The following is a 17455-nucleotide window of genomic DNA, read 5'->3' as shown; positions in this document are numbered from 1 at the left end:
AAGCCCGTCATCATGTCCCCCTCGGCTTCACCCGCCGGGTCGGCGGCTCGGTCAGCGGATCGTCCGGCCAGGGATGGCGCGGGTAGCGTCCGCGCATCTCCGCGCGCACGGCTGCCCAGGAGCCGCGCCAGAAGCCGGGCAGATCCTTGGTGATCTGGATCGGACGCGAAGCCGGTGACAACAGGTGGAGGACCAAGGGCACACGACCGCCCGCGATGGCGGGATGGCGGTCGAGGCCGAACAATTCCTGCACCCGGACGGCCAGGACCGGACCGCCCTCGGCGTCGTAGTCGATGGGGATGCGCGATCCCGTCGGCACCTCGAAATGGGTCGGGGCCTCTGTATCGAGGCGATGACGCATCTCCCAGGGTAGAAGCGCGCCGAGCGCGCGGCCGAGATCGTCTGCCGTGATGGAGTCGAGGCTCACACGGCCCTCGATTTCCGGCGCGAGCCAATCTTCCACCGACGCGCCTAATGCCTCATCCGAGAGGTCGGGCCAGGTTTCGCCCTCGGCAGCGCGAAGAAACGCCAACCGGGACCGCCACTGGGCGAGGGCGGGCGTCCAGGGCAGGCTGTCGAGGCCGAGCCCGACGATGCCCCGCGCCAGGATCGCGGCCGAGGAGGCATCCGGTTTCACCGGCAGGATCCGCTCGCCGAGGGTTGCCGCGCCGAGACGGCGGGAGGCGCGTGCCCGCAGGGACCGAGCCCCCTTGTCGAACACGACCTGGGTGACCGATTCGATCCGCTCTGCGAACAGCGTCTCGATCTCCTCCAGCGTGATCGCGGCGGCGGCGAGGATGCGCCCGGCAGCCGCCGTCCCGGAGATATCGGCCACCACGAGGAAAGGTTCGCGCGCGAGCGCCGAGGCCGGATCGAGCCGCCCGGCGCGGCCATTCGCCATCACGAACTCGCCGTCGCGGCCTCGCGAGCGGGCAACGCGGTCGGGATAGGCAAGGGCGAGGAGCGGCCCGGCCCCGAAGACATCCACGTTCCTGACTGCGCGAACGAATCCCCCGGCCTGCTCGGCCCAGCCTCGCGCCAAACGCCGCATGTCGGAGGCACGGGTTCCGCAGTCGCGGGCGAACCGATCGGCCCGGACGGAGAGATCGGCATCGTCGCCGCCGAGCCCGCGCTCCACCAGGATCGCGGCGAGGTCGGCAGCCTCCCGCGCCCGGCCGAATTCCGCCGCCGCGACCACCATCCGGGCCAAGCGCGGGGGGAGGGGGATGGCCCGCAAGGCCCGTCCCGTCTCGGTGAGGCGTCCATCGCCATCGAGGGCGGCGAGGTCGCGCAGCATCGAGCGCGCTTCCGCCAGAGCAGGGGCCGGCGGGGTATCGAGGAACGAAAGGGTAGTGGGATCGGAGACGCCCCAGGCGGCGCAGTCGAGCAGAAGGCCGGAGAGGTCGGCGGCCAGGATCTCCGGCCGCGTGAAGGGTTCGAGGGCGCTGGTCGCCGCCTCAGACCACAGCCGATAGCAGATGCCCGGCTCGGTCCGCCCCGCGCGGCCGCGCCGCTGGTCCACCGAGGCGCGGGAGGCGCGGGCGGTGACGAGGCGGGTCAGGCCGATGCCGGGCTCGTAGAGCGGCACGCGGGACAGACCGGAATCGACCACGATCCGGACGCCCTCGATCGTCAGCGACGTCTCGGCGATGCTGGTCGCCAGCACGACCTTCCGGGTTCCGGGCGGAGCGGACGCCACGGCGCGGTCCTGTTCGGCCGGAGGGAGGGCACCGTAAAGGGGCGCGATTTCGGTGTTCTCGTCGACCCGCTCGGCGAGGAGCGTCGCGACCCGCCGGATCTCGCCTTGTCCGGGCAGGAAGGCGAGGACAGAGCCGGGATCGGCCCGCAGGGCGCGAAGGATGGCGTCGGCCATCGCATCCTCGATCCGCCGGTTCGGATCGCGCTCCGTATGGCGTGTCTCCACCGGATAGGCCCGCCCCTCGGATTCGACGATGCGCGCGTCGCCCATGAGGCGCGAGACCCGGGCACCGTCCAGGGTGGCGGACATGACGAGGATCCGGAGATCGTCGCGGAGACCACCCTGGGCGTCGAGCGCGAGGGCGAGACCGAGATCGGCGTCGAGGGAGCGCTCGTGGAACTCGTCGAAGATCACCGCGCCGATGCCGGACAGTTCCGGATCGTCGAGGATCATGCGGGTGAAGACCCCCTCCGTGACGACCTCGATCCGCGTCGCCCGCGAGATCTTCGAGCCGAGGCGGACGCGGAGCCCCACGGTCTCGCCCACGCGCTGGCCGAGGGTGGCGGCCATGCGCTCGGCCGCGCCGCGGGCAGCCAGGCGCCGTGGTTCGAGGAGGATGATCCGGCCCTCCGCGCCGAGCCATGGCGCGTCGAGAAGCGCCAGCGGGACGCGAGTGGTCTTGCCGGCTCCGGGAGGTGCCACGAGCACCGCCGACGGGGCTGCTTCGAGCGCCGCGAGAAGGCGCGGCAGGGCCGCATCGATCGGGAGGGCAGCAGAGAAGAAGGGGTTCGTCGCCATCGCGGATGGGGTGGTGCGGGCAAGCGGTGAGATGCGCAACCCCGATTCGGCGCGGCGTCATCGATCACGTGCGGGATACCGGAATCATCCCCTCGTTCCGGCTCATTTACCGGCTTTTCGGTGGACAAACATGCGTTAAAAAAGAATGGGAACGGAGTCCGGGCGAACGACTTATTGCCTCGACGCGCGCGGCGCGATCCTAACGGATGGACTTGATGACCAAGATTGCCCTTGCTCTTGCAGCAGGAACCTTTTTCAGCGCTCTCGGCCTCGGCGCCGCCACTGCCGCCCCGGCCATGCCGAGCGCTCCCGTGATCGCCGGTGAGGCACTGACCACCGAAATCGTCACCCGCGGTCATCACCCGGGCTACGCCAGCCATCGCGGCATGCGCCATCGCCACCACCATCATCGTCACGGCATGCGCCATCGCCGCGCCCCCGCCGCCTACAGCCACGGCGATCCGAATTCCCGCAACCCGCAGCAGCCGGGCTACATGCAGCGCAAGGGCACCACGTCGGGCGGCCCGCGCTACTAAGCTGAGCGGCAGTATTTTCGTCGGAGGGGCCGGTGCGGAGACGCATCGGCCTTTTTTCGTCGCTCGGCGGTTCTCCCCAGATGATGCGGAAGGGAGCGCTGATCCGGTCCGGCCGGCTCTGCTATGGTGGGGCATGTCCCAGCGTGCAGTCCGCTCCAGTCCGAAGACCCATGCCACGGCGGAAGAAACCGTGAGCGCCTCGCCCCTCGACATCGCCGGCGCCACGCCGATGATGGCGCAGTATATCGAGATCAAGGCCGCCAATACGGATTGCCTCCTGTTCTACCGGATGGGGGATTTCTACGAGTTGTTCTTCGAGGATGCGGAGATCGCATCCCGTGCGCTCGGCATCGTCTTGACGAAGCGCGGCAAGCATGGCGGGGCGGATATCCCGATGTGCGGTGTGCCGGTGGAGCGCTCCGACGATTACCTCAGCCGCCTCATCGCCCTCGGCCATCGCGTCGCGGTCTGTGCCCAGACCGAGGACCCGGCGGAGGCCAAGAAGCGCGGCCCGAAATCCGTGGTGCGGCGCGAGGTGGTGCGCCTGGTCACCCCCGGCACGATCACCGAGGACCGTCTCCTAGACCCGTCACGGGCCAGCATCCTCCTGGCTCTCGGCCGCCGCAAGTTCTCGGAATCCGGCTACGCCTACGGCATCGCAGCCGTGGACATTTCCACCGGCCGGTTCTCCCTGAGCGAGGTTCCCGAAGGCGAGCTGGGTGCTGCCATTGCCCGGCACGATCCGCGCGAGATCGTGCTTTCCGAGGCGATCCACTCAGATCCGTCTCTCGCCGGCCTCTGGCGCGACGTGAGAGCCCCGGTCACGCCCCTGGCGCAGGCGGAGCTCGAACCGGCCTCGGCGGAGCGGCGGATCAAGGAACAGTTCGGCGTCTCGACCCTCGACGGGTTCGGGCAGTTCGGGCGGGCCGAACTCGCCGCCGCCGGAGCGGCCCTGCTCTATATCGAGCGCACGCAGATCGGCGCGCGGCCCGCTCTGTCGCCGCCGACGCGGGAGACGAGCGGGGCGACGCTGGCCATCGATGCGGCGACCCGCGCCAATCTCGAACTCACCCGAACCCTCTCCGGCGAGCGCACCGGCAGCCTGCTCGACGCCATCGACCGCACGGTATCGGCCATCGGCGCGAGGCTGCTGGCCGAGCATCTCGCCGGCCCTCTCACCAACCTGTCGGCGATCACGCGGCGCCACGAGGCGGTGTCGTTCCTGGTAGAGGACGGCGCCATTCGCAGGAGCCTGCGCGATGCCCTGGCGCGGGCGCCCGACATCGCCCGCGCCCTCTCGCGGCTCGGCCTCGGGCGCGGGGGGCCGCGCGATCTCGCCGCCCTCCGTGACGGTCTCGACGCGGCCTTGGCGATCTCGCAGCGTTGCGGCGCGGTGAAGGCCTTGCCGGACGCCCTCGGCGCCATCGTCCAGCGGCTGGGAACGGTCGATGCCGACCTCGTCGAGCATCTGCGCGCGGCGCTCGCCGACGACCTCCCCCTCAACCGCCGCGACGGCGGCTTCGTACGCGCCGGCTACGATGCCGAAATCGACGAGGCCCGGCTGCTCGGTCAGGATTCGCGCAAGGTGATCGCCGGGCTGCAGGCGCGCTATGCGGAGGAGACCGGCTGCCGCACCCTGCGGATCAAGCACAACAACATGCTCGGCTACTACATCGAGGTGCCGCAGGCCGTCGGCGAGAACTGCCTCAAGGGCCTGATGCGCGAGACCTTCATCCACCGCCAGACCATGGTGGATGCCATGCGGTTCTCGAGCGTGGAACTGAACGATCTCGAAAGCCGCATCTCGGGAGCAGCCGACCGCGCTCTCGCCCTCGAGACAGAGGTCTTCGATGCACTGGCCGCTCGGATCATGGCCCAGGCCGAGACCGTCGCCGCCATCGCCGACGCCCTGGCCAGCCTCGACGTCACCGCCTCCCATGCCGAACTGGCTGTGGAGCGGGATTGGCGCAGGCCCTTCGTCGACGACAGTTTCAGCTTCGTCGTCGAGGGCGGCCGACATCCGGTGGTGGAATCGGCCCTGCGGCGATCCGGCGAGCCGTTCATCGCCAACGATTGCGACCTTTCCGGCGAAGGGCGCGGGCGCATCCGCCTCATCACCGGGCCGAATATGGGCGGCAAGTCGACCTTCCTGCGCCAGAACGCCCTCATCGCCGTCCTCGCCCAGATGGGCGCCTTCGTGCCGGCGACCCGCGTGCATCTCGGCGTGGTAGACCGGCTGTTCTCGCGGGTCGGCGCCGCCGACGATCTGGCGCGCGGGCAATCGACCTTCATGGTCGAGATGGTGGAGACGGCCGCGATCCTGAACCAGGCGAGCCGGCATTCCCTCGTCATCCTCGACGAGATCGGCCGGGGCACGGCAACCTTCGACGGCCTCTCCATCGCCTGGGCCTGCCTTGAATACCTGCATGAGCAGAACGGGTGCCGCGCGCTGTTCGCGACCCATTTCCACGAACTCACGGCCCTGAGCCAGCGTCTCACGCGGCTCGACAACGCGACGCTCAAGGTCGCCGAGCACAAGGGCGAAGTGGTGTTCCTGCACGAGGTCGTGCCCGGCGTGGCCGAGCGGTCCTACGGTCTGCAGGTCGCCCGTCTCGCCGGCCTTCCCGCCGGGGTTATCGCCCGGGCCGGCTCGATCCTGAAGAACCTCGAGAAGGCCGAGCGCGACCGTCCGACCCGTCCCCGCATCGACGATCTGCCGCTCTTCGCCAGCCTCGCGCCGCCGCCCATGCCGGAAGTGCAGGTTCCGACGCGCGAAGACCCTTTGCGTCAGGAACTCGATGGGATCGATCCCGACGCATTGACGCCGAGGGAGGCGCTGGAGGTTCTCTACCGCCTGAAGAAGGCGGCGCGCGAAGCGTGACGACGAGACCGGAAACGGATCGAGCCTTCGGTCCCGGCGGCGGCCGAGGCGGCTACAGCTCGTGGCCCGGTGCACCATGGGTGGCGAGCCGGAACCCATCCAGCCCGTCCGCTTCAGGCTGGCCGCCGGCCCGTAGCGCGGCCACGTAACGCAACGCGCCGGCGACGGCGCGCTCGGAATAGGGCTTGGCGATGACTCCCAAAGCCCCGGCGAAATCCGCCGGAATGCGTTTGTCGTTGGCGGTCATGAACACGACGCTCGTGCGCGGGTCCGAGCTGAGCGTCCTCGCCACATCGATGCCTGTCGGACCGTCGATGAGGTGAATGTCCACCAGGGCGATATCGGGCACGGTGGCACGGCCGAGCTCGATGGCCTCGGAGGAGCTTCCCGCCACGCCGACCGTGACATAGCCCAGGTCGTCCAGCAGGCATTCGAGTTCGAGGGCGATGAGCGCCTCGTCCTCGACGACGAGAATGCGCAATCCGGGTACGTGGCTCACCCTGCCTGTCCCATCGCGGCTTCGCGCGGTGGGGCTGCGGTCGGCTTCCTGATCTCGTGCTGCAACGGAATGACGATCTCGACGCGCGTCCCCGTTCCGGGCTCGTGCCAGGTGATGACGCCGCGCAACTGTTTCACCACCATCTCGACCAGGGAACAGCCGAACCCGGCTGGGTTCGACACGCCCGCCGTCCGACCGACACCGTCATCCTCGATCAGGAGACGCAAGCCGGTCTCGCATTGGCGCGCGGAGATAGAGACGCGCCCCTCCCGGTCATTGGGGAAAGCGTGGCGCACGGCGTTCGTAGCGAGTTCGTGGAGCATGAGCGCCAGAGGCGCCGCGATGGCGGCCGGCAACGAGATCGGATCGATCTCGGCCGTGACCGCGGTGCGCGCCGGATCGATGCTGGCGGTGAGGTCGGAGAGGAAGTCGTCGGCGAACTCCTCCAGGTTGAACCGTGTCACGTCGCCGGCCGAATAGAGCATGCGATGGACCATGGAGAGCGCCCCGATCCGCTCCGCCATGCCCTGAAGGGCGTCCCGCGCCTCGCCCTGGGGGGTTCGCCGCGCCTTCAGCAAGACCAGGGAAGAGATGACCTGCAGGTTGTTCTTGACCCGGTGATCGACCTCGTGAAGCAGCGCGGTCTTCTCGTCCAGGGCGGCCCTCAGGTCGGCGGTCTGTTCGTTGACCTGCCGTTCGAGTTCGTCGTTCGTCCCCTTCATGGCGAGTTCGAGCACGTGTTTCTCGGTCATGTCGGCCTGGGCGGCGTAGAAATAGACGAGCTCTTCCGCATCGTTGCGGACCGGCGTGATCGTCATGGCGTTCCAGAAGGAGGTTCCGTCCTTGCGGTAGTTCTGAAGCTCCACTTCGACTGGAACCTGCCGGCGCACGGCCTCCCGAATGCGATCGATCGCCCGAGGGTCGGTATCGGGTCCCTGGAGCATCCGACAATTATGGCCCTGCAACTCCTGCCGGGTATAACCGGTGAGATTCAGAAAGGCGTCGTTGACCCAGACGATGGGGTTGTCGGCGAGGCGGGGGTCGGTCACCACCATGGGCGTGGGACTGGCAGCGAAGGCCATGGCGAACATCTTGGCATCCATGAGGGCATTACCCACCGGACGGAGTTCGGCCGAAACCGGGTTGTTGCTGCTGTCCATCATCCTGACATCACGCCTACGCCGCCGCTCGAACGATGACAGCACTTCGACGGTACTGACCGACCCGACCGCCCCAAGAGATAAATCGAGGCCGATCTGCCCCGTCACTTCGACTCGTCAGGTCGAAATATGTCCCATTGCAAGCCAATAGCTACCTACAAAGACCATGCACTCTTTAAGTTCCTGGTGACCATTCTTCATCCCTGTCACACGGGGCCGCTGTCGCCGCGACGCATCGTGGCAACCCACCGGACGATCCACCCACCGACGAGCATGGCAGCCGACCTTCAAGGGTCATAAGCCTTCAGGAGTTCCACGAATGGCTCAAAGTGCAGCGGTAGCGGGGAAGGCGCGCTCCAAGCTCGCCATGCGGGATATCTTTGAAGATCCCCGCATCATCCTGATGCTGGCCCTCGGCTTCTCGTCCGGCCTGCCGCTGCTGCTCGTGCTCGGCACGTTCTCGACGCGGCTCGCCTATTCGGACGTGGACATCAAGGCGATCGGCCTCTTCAGCTATCTGGCGCTCCCCTACACCCTGAAATTCCTCTGGGCGCCGCTCATCGACCGTTTCGACGTGCCGGTCCTCAGCGCACGCATCGGCCGCAGGCGCTCGTGGATGATCGCCACACAGGTCGCCGTCGCCCTCGCGCTCTCCCTCATGGCCACGGCCGACCCGGCGAGCAGCCTCGTCCTCCTCGGCCTCGGCGCCTTCCTCGTGGCGATCTGCGCCGCGACCCAGGACGTCGTCATCGACGGATGGCGCATCGATGCCGCCGGCACCGATCTGCAGGGCGTCATGGCGGCGACCTCGAACCTCGGCTACCGCCTGGCGCTCATATGCGCCGGGGCGGGCGCCCTGTTCATCGCCGACTGGGCGGGATGGTCGGTGGCCTATTTCAGCATGGCCGGGCTCATGGGCGTCGGCATGATCGCCGCGCTCCTCGCTCCCGCCTTCGACAGGGAGCACGCCGAGGCTTTGGACGCCGCATCGGCGCAGCCGGCCGGCGCAGCGGCGAAGGTCTGGTCCTTCCGTGGCGCGGTGCTCGAACCCCTGACCGAACTCCATACCCGCCTCGGCCCGAGCCTGTGGGCGATCCTCATCCTGGTCGCGTTCTATCGCATGCCGGATTTCATCTCCGGCGTCATGGCGAGCCCGCTCTATCGGCAGATCGGCTTCACCCTCACCGAGATCGGCGCGGTGTCGAAGCTCTACGGCATCTGGGTCGGCATTGCCGGCGCCTTCGTCGGGGGCTGGGCGATGACCCGGCTCGGCCTGTTCCCCACCCTCGTCATCGGGGCGTTCCTCGGGGCGGCGTCGAACCTGTCCTTTTCCTGGCTCTCCTATGGCGGGCCTGAAGTGTGGCGGCTGACGGCGGCGATCTCCATCGACAATTTCTGCGGTTCCTTCGCCGGAATGGCGCTCATCGCCTACATGTCGAGCCTGACGGCACCGGGCTTCGCGGCGACGCAATACGCGCTGTTCTCGTCGCTCTACGCGCTCCCGGGCAAGCTTGTGGCCGGCACGTCGGGCTTCATCGTCGCCAGCTACGGCTATCCCGTCTTCTTCGCCTTCACCGCGGCCGTGGGCATTCCGGTGGTGATCCTGTGCTTCTTCGTCGGACGCGCCGGCGAGCGCAGCGCGGCCCGCGCCGCCGCCGAGACCGCTGCCCTGGGCGACACCGAGAGCGTGAGCGGGAACCATTCTGCGGGCCTCACGCTTGCTTCCGGCGATCGGCCCGGCGCGCCGGCACTCGAAACACGGATGAGACCCTAGTCGTGAGCAACATCTCTCTCGTTGACGATATCCGCTCCACCCCGGCGGAGACCGCCACCGGTTCGAACCTCAGTGATGCCGACCGTGCGGCCCTCGTCGGAGCCGTCCGCACCTTGGAGACGCCGGGCCTCGCCGCGCGGCTGTCCTCGGTGGCCGGAGCGCCCCTCGACATGATCAGCCGCAGCCTTCCGGCTCCCGTGACGGAAGCGGTCTCGCGCGCCACCGAGGGGGCGATGCGCACGGCCCTGCGCGTGGCCCTCGCGACCCTGCCCGAGGCGGAGAAGACGATCGTCCCGGCAGCGGCCGCCGGAGCGACCGGCTCCGCGGTGGTCGACGACCTCCCCACCCCAGCAGCCTCCACGGCGGGCGAGCGTTTCGCGCGCTTCCTGCCCACCGGGGATTTCGGGCACAAGGCGATGGCGGCCCTGTCCGGCGCGGTCGGCGGCGCGTTCGGCATCGCGACGCTGCCGCTGGAACTGCCGGTCTCGACGACCTTGATGCTGCGTTCCATCGCGGAGATCGCTCGCGAAGAGGGCGAAGACCTGTCGGACCCTGAGAACGCGCTGGCCTGCGTCCAGGTCTTCGCGCTCGGCGGACGCAGCGGCGCCGAGACGGCGCTGACGGAGAGCGGGTATTTCGCGGTGCGCGCGGCTTTGGCCAAGACCATGTCGGAAGCGGCGCGCTATGCCGGCAACCGCGCCCTTCTCGACGAGGCGGCTCCGGCCCTGATCCGCTTCTCCACGCAGATCGCCGCGCGGTTCGGTCTGGTAGTCTCGCAGAAGGTCGCCGCGCAAGCGGTGCCGATCCTCGGCGCCGTCGGCGGGGCTGCCGTGAACACCGCCTTCATGAACCATTTCCAGGCGATGGCGCGCGCTCATTTCACCGTGCGCCGCCTGGAGCGGACCTATGGCAAGGACGTGGTGCGCGTCGCCTACATTGCCGAGAAGGCACAACTCGCGGCCTAAGGCGCCCGCTAACGGGCCGGATAATGCTCCTTCAGAAGGGTATAGACGAGGCGGGCGGTCTGGACCTCGCCTCCTTCCGGCCGGCCGGGTTTCGTCGAGGGATTCCAGCCGTACAGGTCGAAATGTACATGCGCCCGCGTCGCCGGCGCGAACCGCCGCAGGAACAGAGCCGCAGTGATCGCGCCGGCGAAGGGTCCGCCGGACACGTTGTTCAGATCAGCCACCTTGGAATCGAGCAGGCTCGCGTAGGGCTTGTGGAGCGGCAGCCGCCAGACCGGGTCGACGGCCTCGTCACCCGCCTTCGACACGGCCGTGGCCAGTGCGTCATCCTCCGTGAAGAAGGCCGGGAGATCGGGCCCTAGGGCGACCCGCGCCGCTCCGGTGAGGGTGGCGAAATCGATCAGCAGATCGGGCTTGTCCTCATCGGCCAAAGCGAGGGCATCGGCGAGGATCAGGCGCCCCTCCGCGTCGGTGTTGCCGATCTCCACCGTCAGCCCGGCGCGGCTCCTGAACACGTCGCCCGGCCTGAAGGCGTTGCCCGCGATGGCGTTCTCCACCGTCGGAATGATGAGGCGCAGGCGCAGGTTCAGACCGGCCCCCATGATCATCGCAGCGGCGGCGAGGGCGGCCGCCGAGCCGCCCATATCCTTCTTCATCAGCAGCATGCCGCTCAACGGCTTGATGTCGAGGCCGCCCGTATCGAACACGACGCCCTTGCCGACGAGGGCGACTTTCGGCGCGTCCTCATCCCCCCAACTCATGTCGATGAGGCGGGGCGCGCGGGGCGAGGCCGCGCCGACTGCGTGGACCAGGGGAAATTCGCGAGCGAGATCCGACCCCTCGGTCACCGAGATCAGTGCGGAATGTTCCTCCGCCAGCGCCCTGGCGACGGCTTCGATTTCTCCAGGGCCGAGATCGTTGGCGGGAGTGTTGATGAGGTCGCGCCCGAGGGCGACGGCCTGGGAGATCCGATGGATTTCGGCCGCATCTACGCCTTCCGGCGAGACGAGGAGCGGCCCCTTCGGCATCGGCTTGCGGTAGCGCGTGAAGCGATAGCTTCCGAGCAGCCAGGCCAGGGAAGCGGCCTGCATGTCGAGGGAAGCCCTCGGTTCGAGGCGGTAGGTTCCGGGCGGCAACAGCGAGGGCAGTTTGCCAGCGAGGAAGGGATCGGCCCCGTCGCCGAGGCCGAACAGGATCCGTTCGATCGTCCCATCCTCGGCGGGAAGAAGCGCCACCCGCCCGGCTTTCGGCAGGAAGTCGGTCGCTTTGGCGAAGGCCCTGTGCCTCGGGCCGAGCTCCGCTTCGAAGCCGCTCCACTCGTCGCTCCGGAGGCAGCAGATCGGCAGGGCGGAGGGATCGTCGGCGCTGAGATGGGACAGGATGGATTCTCGGGGGCGTTGCGTGGCGCGGCCGGCTGATCCGCTGAAGCCCTAAAGTCGGGTTAACCGGCGATTAGGGTTAATGGTCTATCACTGCGCCACCGGTGGCGTGAAGCGTCGACCGGCAGGCTCGTGCGGAGCACGTCATGGTGTCGTTGCGTTCAGACCAGCCTCATCCGGGTTCGCCGACTCGCATTCGGTTGCCGCTACGCCTGGCCGGCGTGGCGCTGCTCGGCCTTCTGGCGAGCGCCTGCCAGTCGCGCTCTCCGGAAACCACGGGATCCATCGGCGGCTTCTCCATCAAGAATTTCGGACGGGGGCCGGACCGCAACGTCGTGAGTCTGGGCGACGTCGACGCGCTCGGTCAGAAATACAATGCCGACCAGAACGATGTCGGCCTCGCCCTGCGCTATGCGCAGGCACTCAGGGCCACGAACCAGAAGCCCCAAGCCGTGGCGGTGCTTCAGCAGACGGCTCTGCGCAACCCGAAGAATTCGGCCGTTCTGGCCGCCTACGGAAAGGTCCTGGGGGAGGTCGGGCGCTTCACCGAAGCCGCCGAAGTGCTCCAGAACGCCCATACCCCGGCGCGGCCGGATTGGCGTGTCCTGTCCGCACAGGGCGCGGTGGCCGACCAGATGGGCGACCATGCCCGCGCGCAAGGCTTCTATGAGGCTGCGCTCAAGATCCAGCCCAACGACCCCACCGTTCTCTCCAATCTCGGACTGTCCTTCGCGCTGGCAAAGCAGCTCGACCAGGCCGAGGCGGTGATGCGCGTCGCCGTGGCCCAGCCGCGCGCGGATGCACGCGTGCGCCAGAACCTCGCTCTGGTCCTCGGATTGCGGGGCAAGATCGCGGAGGCGGAAGAGGTCACCCGCGGTGACCTGTCTCCGGAAGATGCGGCGGCCAACGCCGCCTCCCTGCAGGCCATGTCCGCCCCGGTGCGACAGCCCAGAGCCACGAAATACCCCGGACGCTCGCCGGCCGGCGAGTTCCCGCCGGGCTGAGGGACATCCCGATCGCTCCGAGCAGAGCGGCGGACTGCGCGCCCCTGAGACGCGGATACGGCCTCAGCGGTAGATCTGGATGATTGCCGGCGTCAGGATGACGACGAACAAAACCGGCAGGAAGAACAGGATCATCGGCACGGTCAGCTTCGGCGGCAGGCCGGCTGCCTTCTTCTCCGCCTCGTTCATGCGCTGGTCCCGGCTTTCCTGGGAGAGCACGCGAAGGGCCTGTCCCACGGGCGTGCCATACCGCTCGGCCTGGATCAGCGCGGTCGCGACCGCCTTGACGGCATCGAGGCCCACGCGGTTGGCGAGGTTTTCGAACGCCATGCGCCGATCCGGCAGATAGGACAGTTCCGCTGCCGTGACGGCGAGCTCCTCGGCCAACGCCACCGACTGGGTGACGGTCTCGATACTGACCCGGCGGATGGCGTGCTCCACCGACATGCCCGACTCGACGCAGATCAGCATGAGGTCGAGGGCGTCGGGCCATGCCGCCCGGATCTCGGCCTGGCGCTTCTTGGTGGCGTTGATGAGGTAGAGTTCGGGTGCCTTGATGCCGACCAGCAGGGCGGCGATGACCATCATGAGGCGGACGGTGACGGAGTAATCCAGGATCTTCAAGACGAAGAGATAGACGATCGCCGCGAGCCCGACCGCGATGGGCATGACCATCCGGAAGAACAGGAACCCGGTCTCGGCGCCGGGCGAACGGTATCCCGCCATCACCAGTTGCTGCCGAGCGGTGTCGGTGCCGAGCCAGCGGCTCAGGTTGAACTGGTCCACGACCCGCTTCATGTAGGCCTTCGGCGCCACCCGCAGCGTCGACCTGTTGTTCAACCGGTCCCGCTCGCGCCGGCGCAACTCCTCGCGCTCCTCGCCGATGAGCTTCATGCGCTTGTTGAGCTTGTCGGGCTCCAGAAGCGGCTGCAGCAGGGCGAAGGCCGTCGCGGCGGCCGCCACGCCGGCCAACACCATGCCGATGAAGCGCGGGTCGATGAGCTTTTCGCCGATGACGGACAACATGGGCGTCAGACCTCGAAGCTGATCATCTTCTTCATCACGAAGATCCCGATCGACATCCAGATCGCAGAGGCGACGAGGGCCATCTTACCGGTATTCGTCGTCCAGAGCAGGGCGACGTAATCGGGGCTGGAGAGGTAGGTCAGGACCGCCACGACGAAGGGCAACGCCGCGATGATGCCGCCCGACGCCTTGGCCTCCATGCTCATGGCCTGGATTTTCCCCTCCATCTTCTTTCGTTCACGCAAGACCCTCGACAGGTTGCCGAGAGCCTCCGACAGATTGCCGCCGGACCGGCCCTGGATGCCGATGACGATGGCGAAGAAGTTGACGTCGGAGACGGGCACCCGCTCGTACATCCGCACCATGGCGTCGCCGAGAGTGAGACCCATGGTCTGGGATTCCACCACCTGGCGGAACTCGCCACGGATCGGCTCCTGAGCTTCCCGGGCGATGATCCGGAAGCAATCGCCCACCGGGATGCCGGAGCGCACGCCGCGGGTGATGATGTCGATGGCGGTGGGCAGTTCGGTGATGAAGGCCTTGATGCGCTTCTTACGCAGGAAGCTCAGCAGCCATAGAGGCAGGCCGAAGGCGCCGGCGAAGAGGCCCGCGAGAGTCGCGAACGTATGTGCGGTGAGGACGAAGACGACGAGGCCGGTGGCGACGGCCATGAGTGCGGAGACGGCGTAGAATTTCTGCTTCGTCCAATCCAGCCCGGCGCGGGCGATCTTGAGCTCGAGCGAGACCTTCGTCCCGCCACGCTTGGCTTCCACCTCCTTCAGGCTCCTGGCCACCTGCTCACGCCGGCTCGCCGTCGCCACGCGCTGGGCAGGAGACGTCACCACGCTGACGGCCTGCCTGCGCTTGGCCGCGCGGCTCTCGCCCGACAGGAGCGGCGTCAGCACCACATAGGCGACAGCCCCGGCGGCGATTGCCGCGAGCCCGACGGCAAGGGGCATCTGCAGCCCGTTCATGGGGTGACGGCGCCGTCTGAAGCCGCGTCGAGGGCGGCCGCCAGGGCCTTCTCCTCCCCGTAATAGCGCGCGCGCTCCCAGAAGCGCGGACGGCCGATGCCGGTGGAGCGATGGCGTCCGAGAAGCTTGCCGTTCGCGTCCTCGCCCAGCACGTCGTAGACGAAGAGGTCCTGGGTGATGATGACGTCGCCTTCGAGGCCCAGCACCTCGGTGATGTGTGTGATGCGGCGCGAGCCGTCGCGCAGGCGCGTCGCCTGGACGATGATGTCGATGGATCCGACGATCATCTCGCGCAGGGTCCGCGACGGCAGGCTGAAGCCGCCCATCGTGATCATCGATTCGATACGGGCCAGGGCCTCACGCGGGGAATTGGCGTGGAGCGTGCCCATCGAGCCGTCATGGCCGGTATTCATGGCCTGGAGCAGGTCGAACGCCTCCGGGCCGCGCACCTCGCCGACGATGATCCGCTCCGGCCGCATGCGCAGGCAGTTCCTCACGAGGTCGCGCATGGTGACCTGCCCCGACCCTTCCATGTTCGCGGGCCGGGTCTCGAGGCGGACCACGTGGGCCTGCTGCAGCTGCAGCTCGGCCGCGTCCTCGCAGGTGATGATCCGCTCGTCCTCGTCGATGTAGCGCGTGAGGCAGTTCAGCAGCGTCGTCTTGCCGGACCCCGTACCGCCCGAAATCACCACGTTGCAGCGGACGCGGCCGATGATCTGCAAGATGCGGGCCCCTTCGGGCGAGATCGCCCCGAAGGTCACGAGCTGGTCGAGGGTGAGCTTGTCCTTCTTGAACTTGCGGATGGTGAGGACCGGCCCGTCGATGGCGAGCGGCGGCGCGATGATGTTGACGCGGGACCCGTCGGGCAGGCGGGCGTCGCAGATCGGCGAGGATTCGTCGACGCGGCGGCCGACCTGGCTGACGATGCGCTGGCAGATGTTCATCAGCTGCTGGTTGTCGCGGAAGCGCACATTGGTCAGCTGGATCTTGCCTCCGACCTCGATGAAGGCCCGGTTGGCGCCGTTGACCATGATGTCGGCGATGTCGTCGCGGGCCAGAAGCGGCTCGAGCGGCCCGTAGCCCAGCACGTCGTTGCAGATGTCGTCGAGGAGTTCCTCCTGCTCGGCGATGGACAGGACGATGTTCTTGAGGCCGATGATCTCCGAGACGATGTCGCGGATCTCCTCGCGCGCCGATTCGACGTCGAGGCGCGACAGCTGCGCCAGATCGATGGCCTCGATCAGCGCGCCGAAGATCATGCTCTTGGTGCGGAAATAGTCCTCCGACTTCACCGTCTCCCGGACCGGGACGGGCCGCTCCGCCTGCGGTTTCTTCGCCTCGGCGGCATGGTCGTCGAAGACCGGGATGGAGGCCGATGGCTTGGGTGCCGACGGAACCGCGATGGTGGCCGCGACCGCCGTGCCGGTACTCCTCCTACCGAACATGACAGGGCTCCTCACGGTTCGGGTCCATCAGGACGCCTTGCGTCGGGACAACCGGGACAGGAGGGGCTCGAACAGCTTCCCGCGGGGGCGGCGCGCCTCGGGGCGGCCGATCATGCGTGCGGCGAGCTCGGAGAATACGTCCGACGCCTTGGCGCCGACCTGGACCTCGGCGATCATCTGGCCGTTATTCGCCGCCGTGCCGAACAGGGCCGGGTCATAGGGAATCGTCGCCGTCAGCGTGGCGTCCAAGGCCTTCGCGAACTCGCCGGCCGAGATTTCCGGCCGCTTCGGCACGCCGACGCTGTTGAGGACGATGCGCGGACGGGCGTCGTTCGGCCTGTTCTGCTGCAGCAGGGTCAGCAGGTTCTTGAGGTTGCGCAAGGAGGCGAGTTCCGGCTGGGCGACGACGATGATCTCGTCGGACGAGATCAGCAGGCGCCGGGTCCAGGCCGACCAGGTATGCGGCACATCGAGGACCACGCAGGGCACGGCCGCCCGCATCAGGTCGATGAGGTTGTCGAAGGACGTTTCGTTCAGGTCCGTCGTCCGGTCGAGAGTGGCGGGCGCGGAGAGAAGAGAGAGATTGTCGCTGCATTTCGAGAGCAGCCGGTCGAGGAGGTTGGAATCGAGGCGCTCGGGCGCGAAGACCGCTTCGGCGATGCCCTGCGGCGGATCCTGGTTGAAGTTGAGGCTCGCCGACCCGAAGGCGATGTCGAGATCGGCGATGACGGTGGCCATCGCGTGCTCGCGTGCCACGGTCCAGGCGAGGTTGTGGGCGATGGTGGACGAGCCGACGCCGCCCTTGGCGCCCACCACCGCGATGGTGCGCCCCACCGGCCGGGCGCCGGGCGCGGTGAACAGGTCGGACAGGGCCTGGATCAGGACGACCGGCTCCACCGGCGCCATCAGGTACTCGCTCACGCCGCGCTGGATGAACTGGCGGTAGAGCTGCACGTCGTTGACATGGCCGATGACGACGACCTTCGTCCCTTCGTCACAGACTTCCGCCAGGGAATCGAGAATCTCCAGGGGACGCGATTTCGCGCTCTGCGTCTCGATGATGACGACGTTCGGCGTGGGCGCGTGGCGGAAAGCCTCGACGGCGGCGGGACCGCCGCCCATCTGGATCTTGATCTGCGCCTTCTGCAGCCGCCTGTCGCTCCCGGCCGCCTCGATCGTCGCGGCCGTTTCGCCGGTCTCGCAGAATGCCTGGATCGTGATCCGCGGCACCGGAGCGATGATGCGCTCGGGTGACTCGTTGATATCGGGCATGGGGCGGGGTCCGGTCTCTGGTTGGAAACGAAGGCCGAAGCTC

Annotated in this window: 13 protein-coding genes; 5 read left to right on the top strand and 8 right to left on the bottom strand. The window is 68.1% G+C overall.

Going from position 1 to position 17455, the window contains the following annotated elements; genetic code table 11:
• Nucleotides 1-10: 10 nt before the first annotated feature.
• Nucleotides 11-2497, bottom strand: a complete 2487-nt coding sequence (hrpB, locus tag ACYQR9_RS21835; RefSeq protein WP_461229870.1) for an ATP-dependent helicase HrpB — start codon at nt 2495-2497, stop codon at nt 11-13.
• A 215-nt stretch (nt 2498-2712) separates the two neighbouring features.
• Here hrpB and ACYQR9_RS21830 point away from each other — a divergent pair, with 215 nt between their 5' ends.
• Nucleotides 2713-3033: a hypothetical protein gene (locus ACYQR9_RS21830; protein WP_056433123.1), complete on the top strand. Its 321-nt coding sequence runs from the start codon at nt 2713-2715 to the stop codon at nt 3031-3033.
• Between the two features lie 133 nt (nt 3034-3166).
• Nucleotides 3167-5914: a DNA mismatch repair protein MutS gene (mutS, locus tag ACYQR9_RS21825; protein ID WP_461228025.1), complete on the top strand. Its 2748-nt coding sequence runs from the start codon at nt 3167-3169 to the stop codon at nt 5912-5914.
• A gap of 52 nt (nt 5915-5966) precedes the next feature.
• Here the strand turns inward: mutS and ACYQR9_RS21820 are convergent, their stop codons facing one another.
• Together ACYQR9_RS21820 and ACYQR9_RS21815 are read right to left on the bottom strand one after the other, a co-directional pair.
• On the bottom strand, nt 5967-6413 hold the full coding sequence (locus ACYQR9_RS21820; protein ID WP_461222857.1) for a response regulator: 447 nt from the start codon (nt 6411-6413) through the stop codon (nt 5967-5969).
• Nucleotides 6410-7516, bottom strand: a complete 1107-nt coding sequence (locus ACYQR9_RS21815) for a PAS domain-containing protein (RefSeq protein WP_246748018.1) — start codon at nt 7514-7516, stop codon at nt 6410-6412. Before ACYQR9_RS21815 ends, ACYQR9_RS21820 begins: the two co-directional genes overlap by 4 nt.
• Before the next feature lie 376 nt (nt 7517-7892).
• On the opposite strand from ACYQR9_RS21815, the gene ACYQR9_RS21810 reads away from it, so the two are divergent.
• A complete protein-coding gene (locus tag ACYQR9_RS21810; protein WP_461228024.1) occupies nt 7893-9347 on the top strand; it encodes an AmpG family muropeptide MFS transporter in 1455 nt (484 codons plus the stop codon).
• Nucleotides 9348-9349: 2 nt separating this feature from the next.
• Nucleotides 9350-10312 carry an EcsC family protein gene (locus tag ACYQR9_RS21805; RefSeq protein ID WP_461228023.1) on the top strand — a complete coding sequence of 321 codons (963 nt, stop codon included), beginning with the start codon at nt 9350-9352 and terminating at the stop codon, nt 10310-10312.
• A gap of 8 nt (nt 10313-10320) precedes the next feature.
• On the opposite strand, the gene ACYQR9_RS21800 is transcribed toward ACYQR9_RS21805, so the two are convergent.
• Nucleotides 10321-11658 carry a leucyl aminopeptidase family protein gene (locus ACYQR9_RS21800; protein ID WP_461229869.1) on the bottom strand — a complete coding sequence of 446 codons (1338 nt, stop codon included), beginning with the start codon at nt 11656-11658 and terminating at the stop codon, nt 10321-10323.
• A gap of 179 nt (nt 11659-11837) precedes the next feature.
• On the opposite strand from ACYQR9_RS21800, the gene ACYQR9_RS21795 reads away from it, so the two are divergent.
• The gene (locus ACYQR9_RS21795) at nt 11838-12695 is read left to right on the top strand and encodes a tetratricopeptide repeat protein (protein WP_461228022.1); all 858 of its coding nucleotides are present in this window, start codon (nt 11838-11840) and stop codon (nt 12693-12695) included.
• 63 nt (nt 12696-12758) lie between these two features.
• On the opposite strand, the gene ACYQR9_RS21790 is transcribed toward ACYQR9_RS21795, so the two are convergent.
• Genes ACYQR9_RS21790 through ACYQR9_RS21775 form a run of 4 tightly spaced genes read right to left on the bottom strand, consistent with a single transcriptional unit; the run spans nt 12759 to nt 17412 of the window.
• Nucleotides 12759-13721, bottom strand: a complete 963-nt coding sequence (locus tag ACYQR9_RS21790) for a type II secretion system F family protein (protein WP_207412873.1) — start codon at nt 13719-13721, stop codon at nt 12759-12761.
• A 5-nt stretch (nt 13722-13726) separates the two neighbouring features.
• A complete protein-coding gene (locus ACYQR9_RS21785; protein WP_419952200.1) occupies nt 13727-14695 on the bottom strand; it encodes a type II secretion system F family protein in 969 nt (322 codons plus the stop codon).
• On the bottom strand, nt 14692-16140 hold the full coding sequence (locus ACYQR9_RS21780) for a CpaF family protein (RefSeq protein WP_056432718.1): 1449 nt from the start codon (nt 16138-16140) through the stop codon (nt 14692-14694). Before ACYQR9_RS21780 ends, ACYQR9_RS21785 begins: the two co-directional genes overlap by 4 nt.
• 27 nt (nt 16141-16167) lie before the next feature.
• On the bottom strand, nt 16168-17412 hold the full coding sequence (locus ACYQR9_RS21775) for an AAA family ATPase (protein WP_461228021.1): 1245 nt from the start codon (nt 17410-17412) through the stop codon (nt 16168-16170).
• Nucleotides 17413-17455: the final 43 nt, after the last annotated feature.

The organism is Methylobacterium sp. CM6241 (genome assembly GCF_054817845.1).
This window is presented reverse-complemented; position numbering and strand designations above follow the sequence as displayed.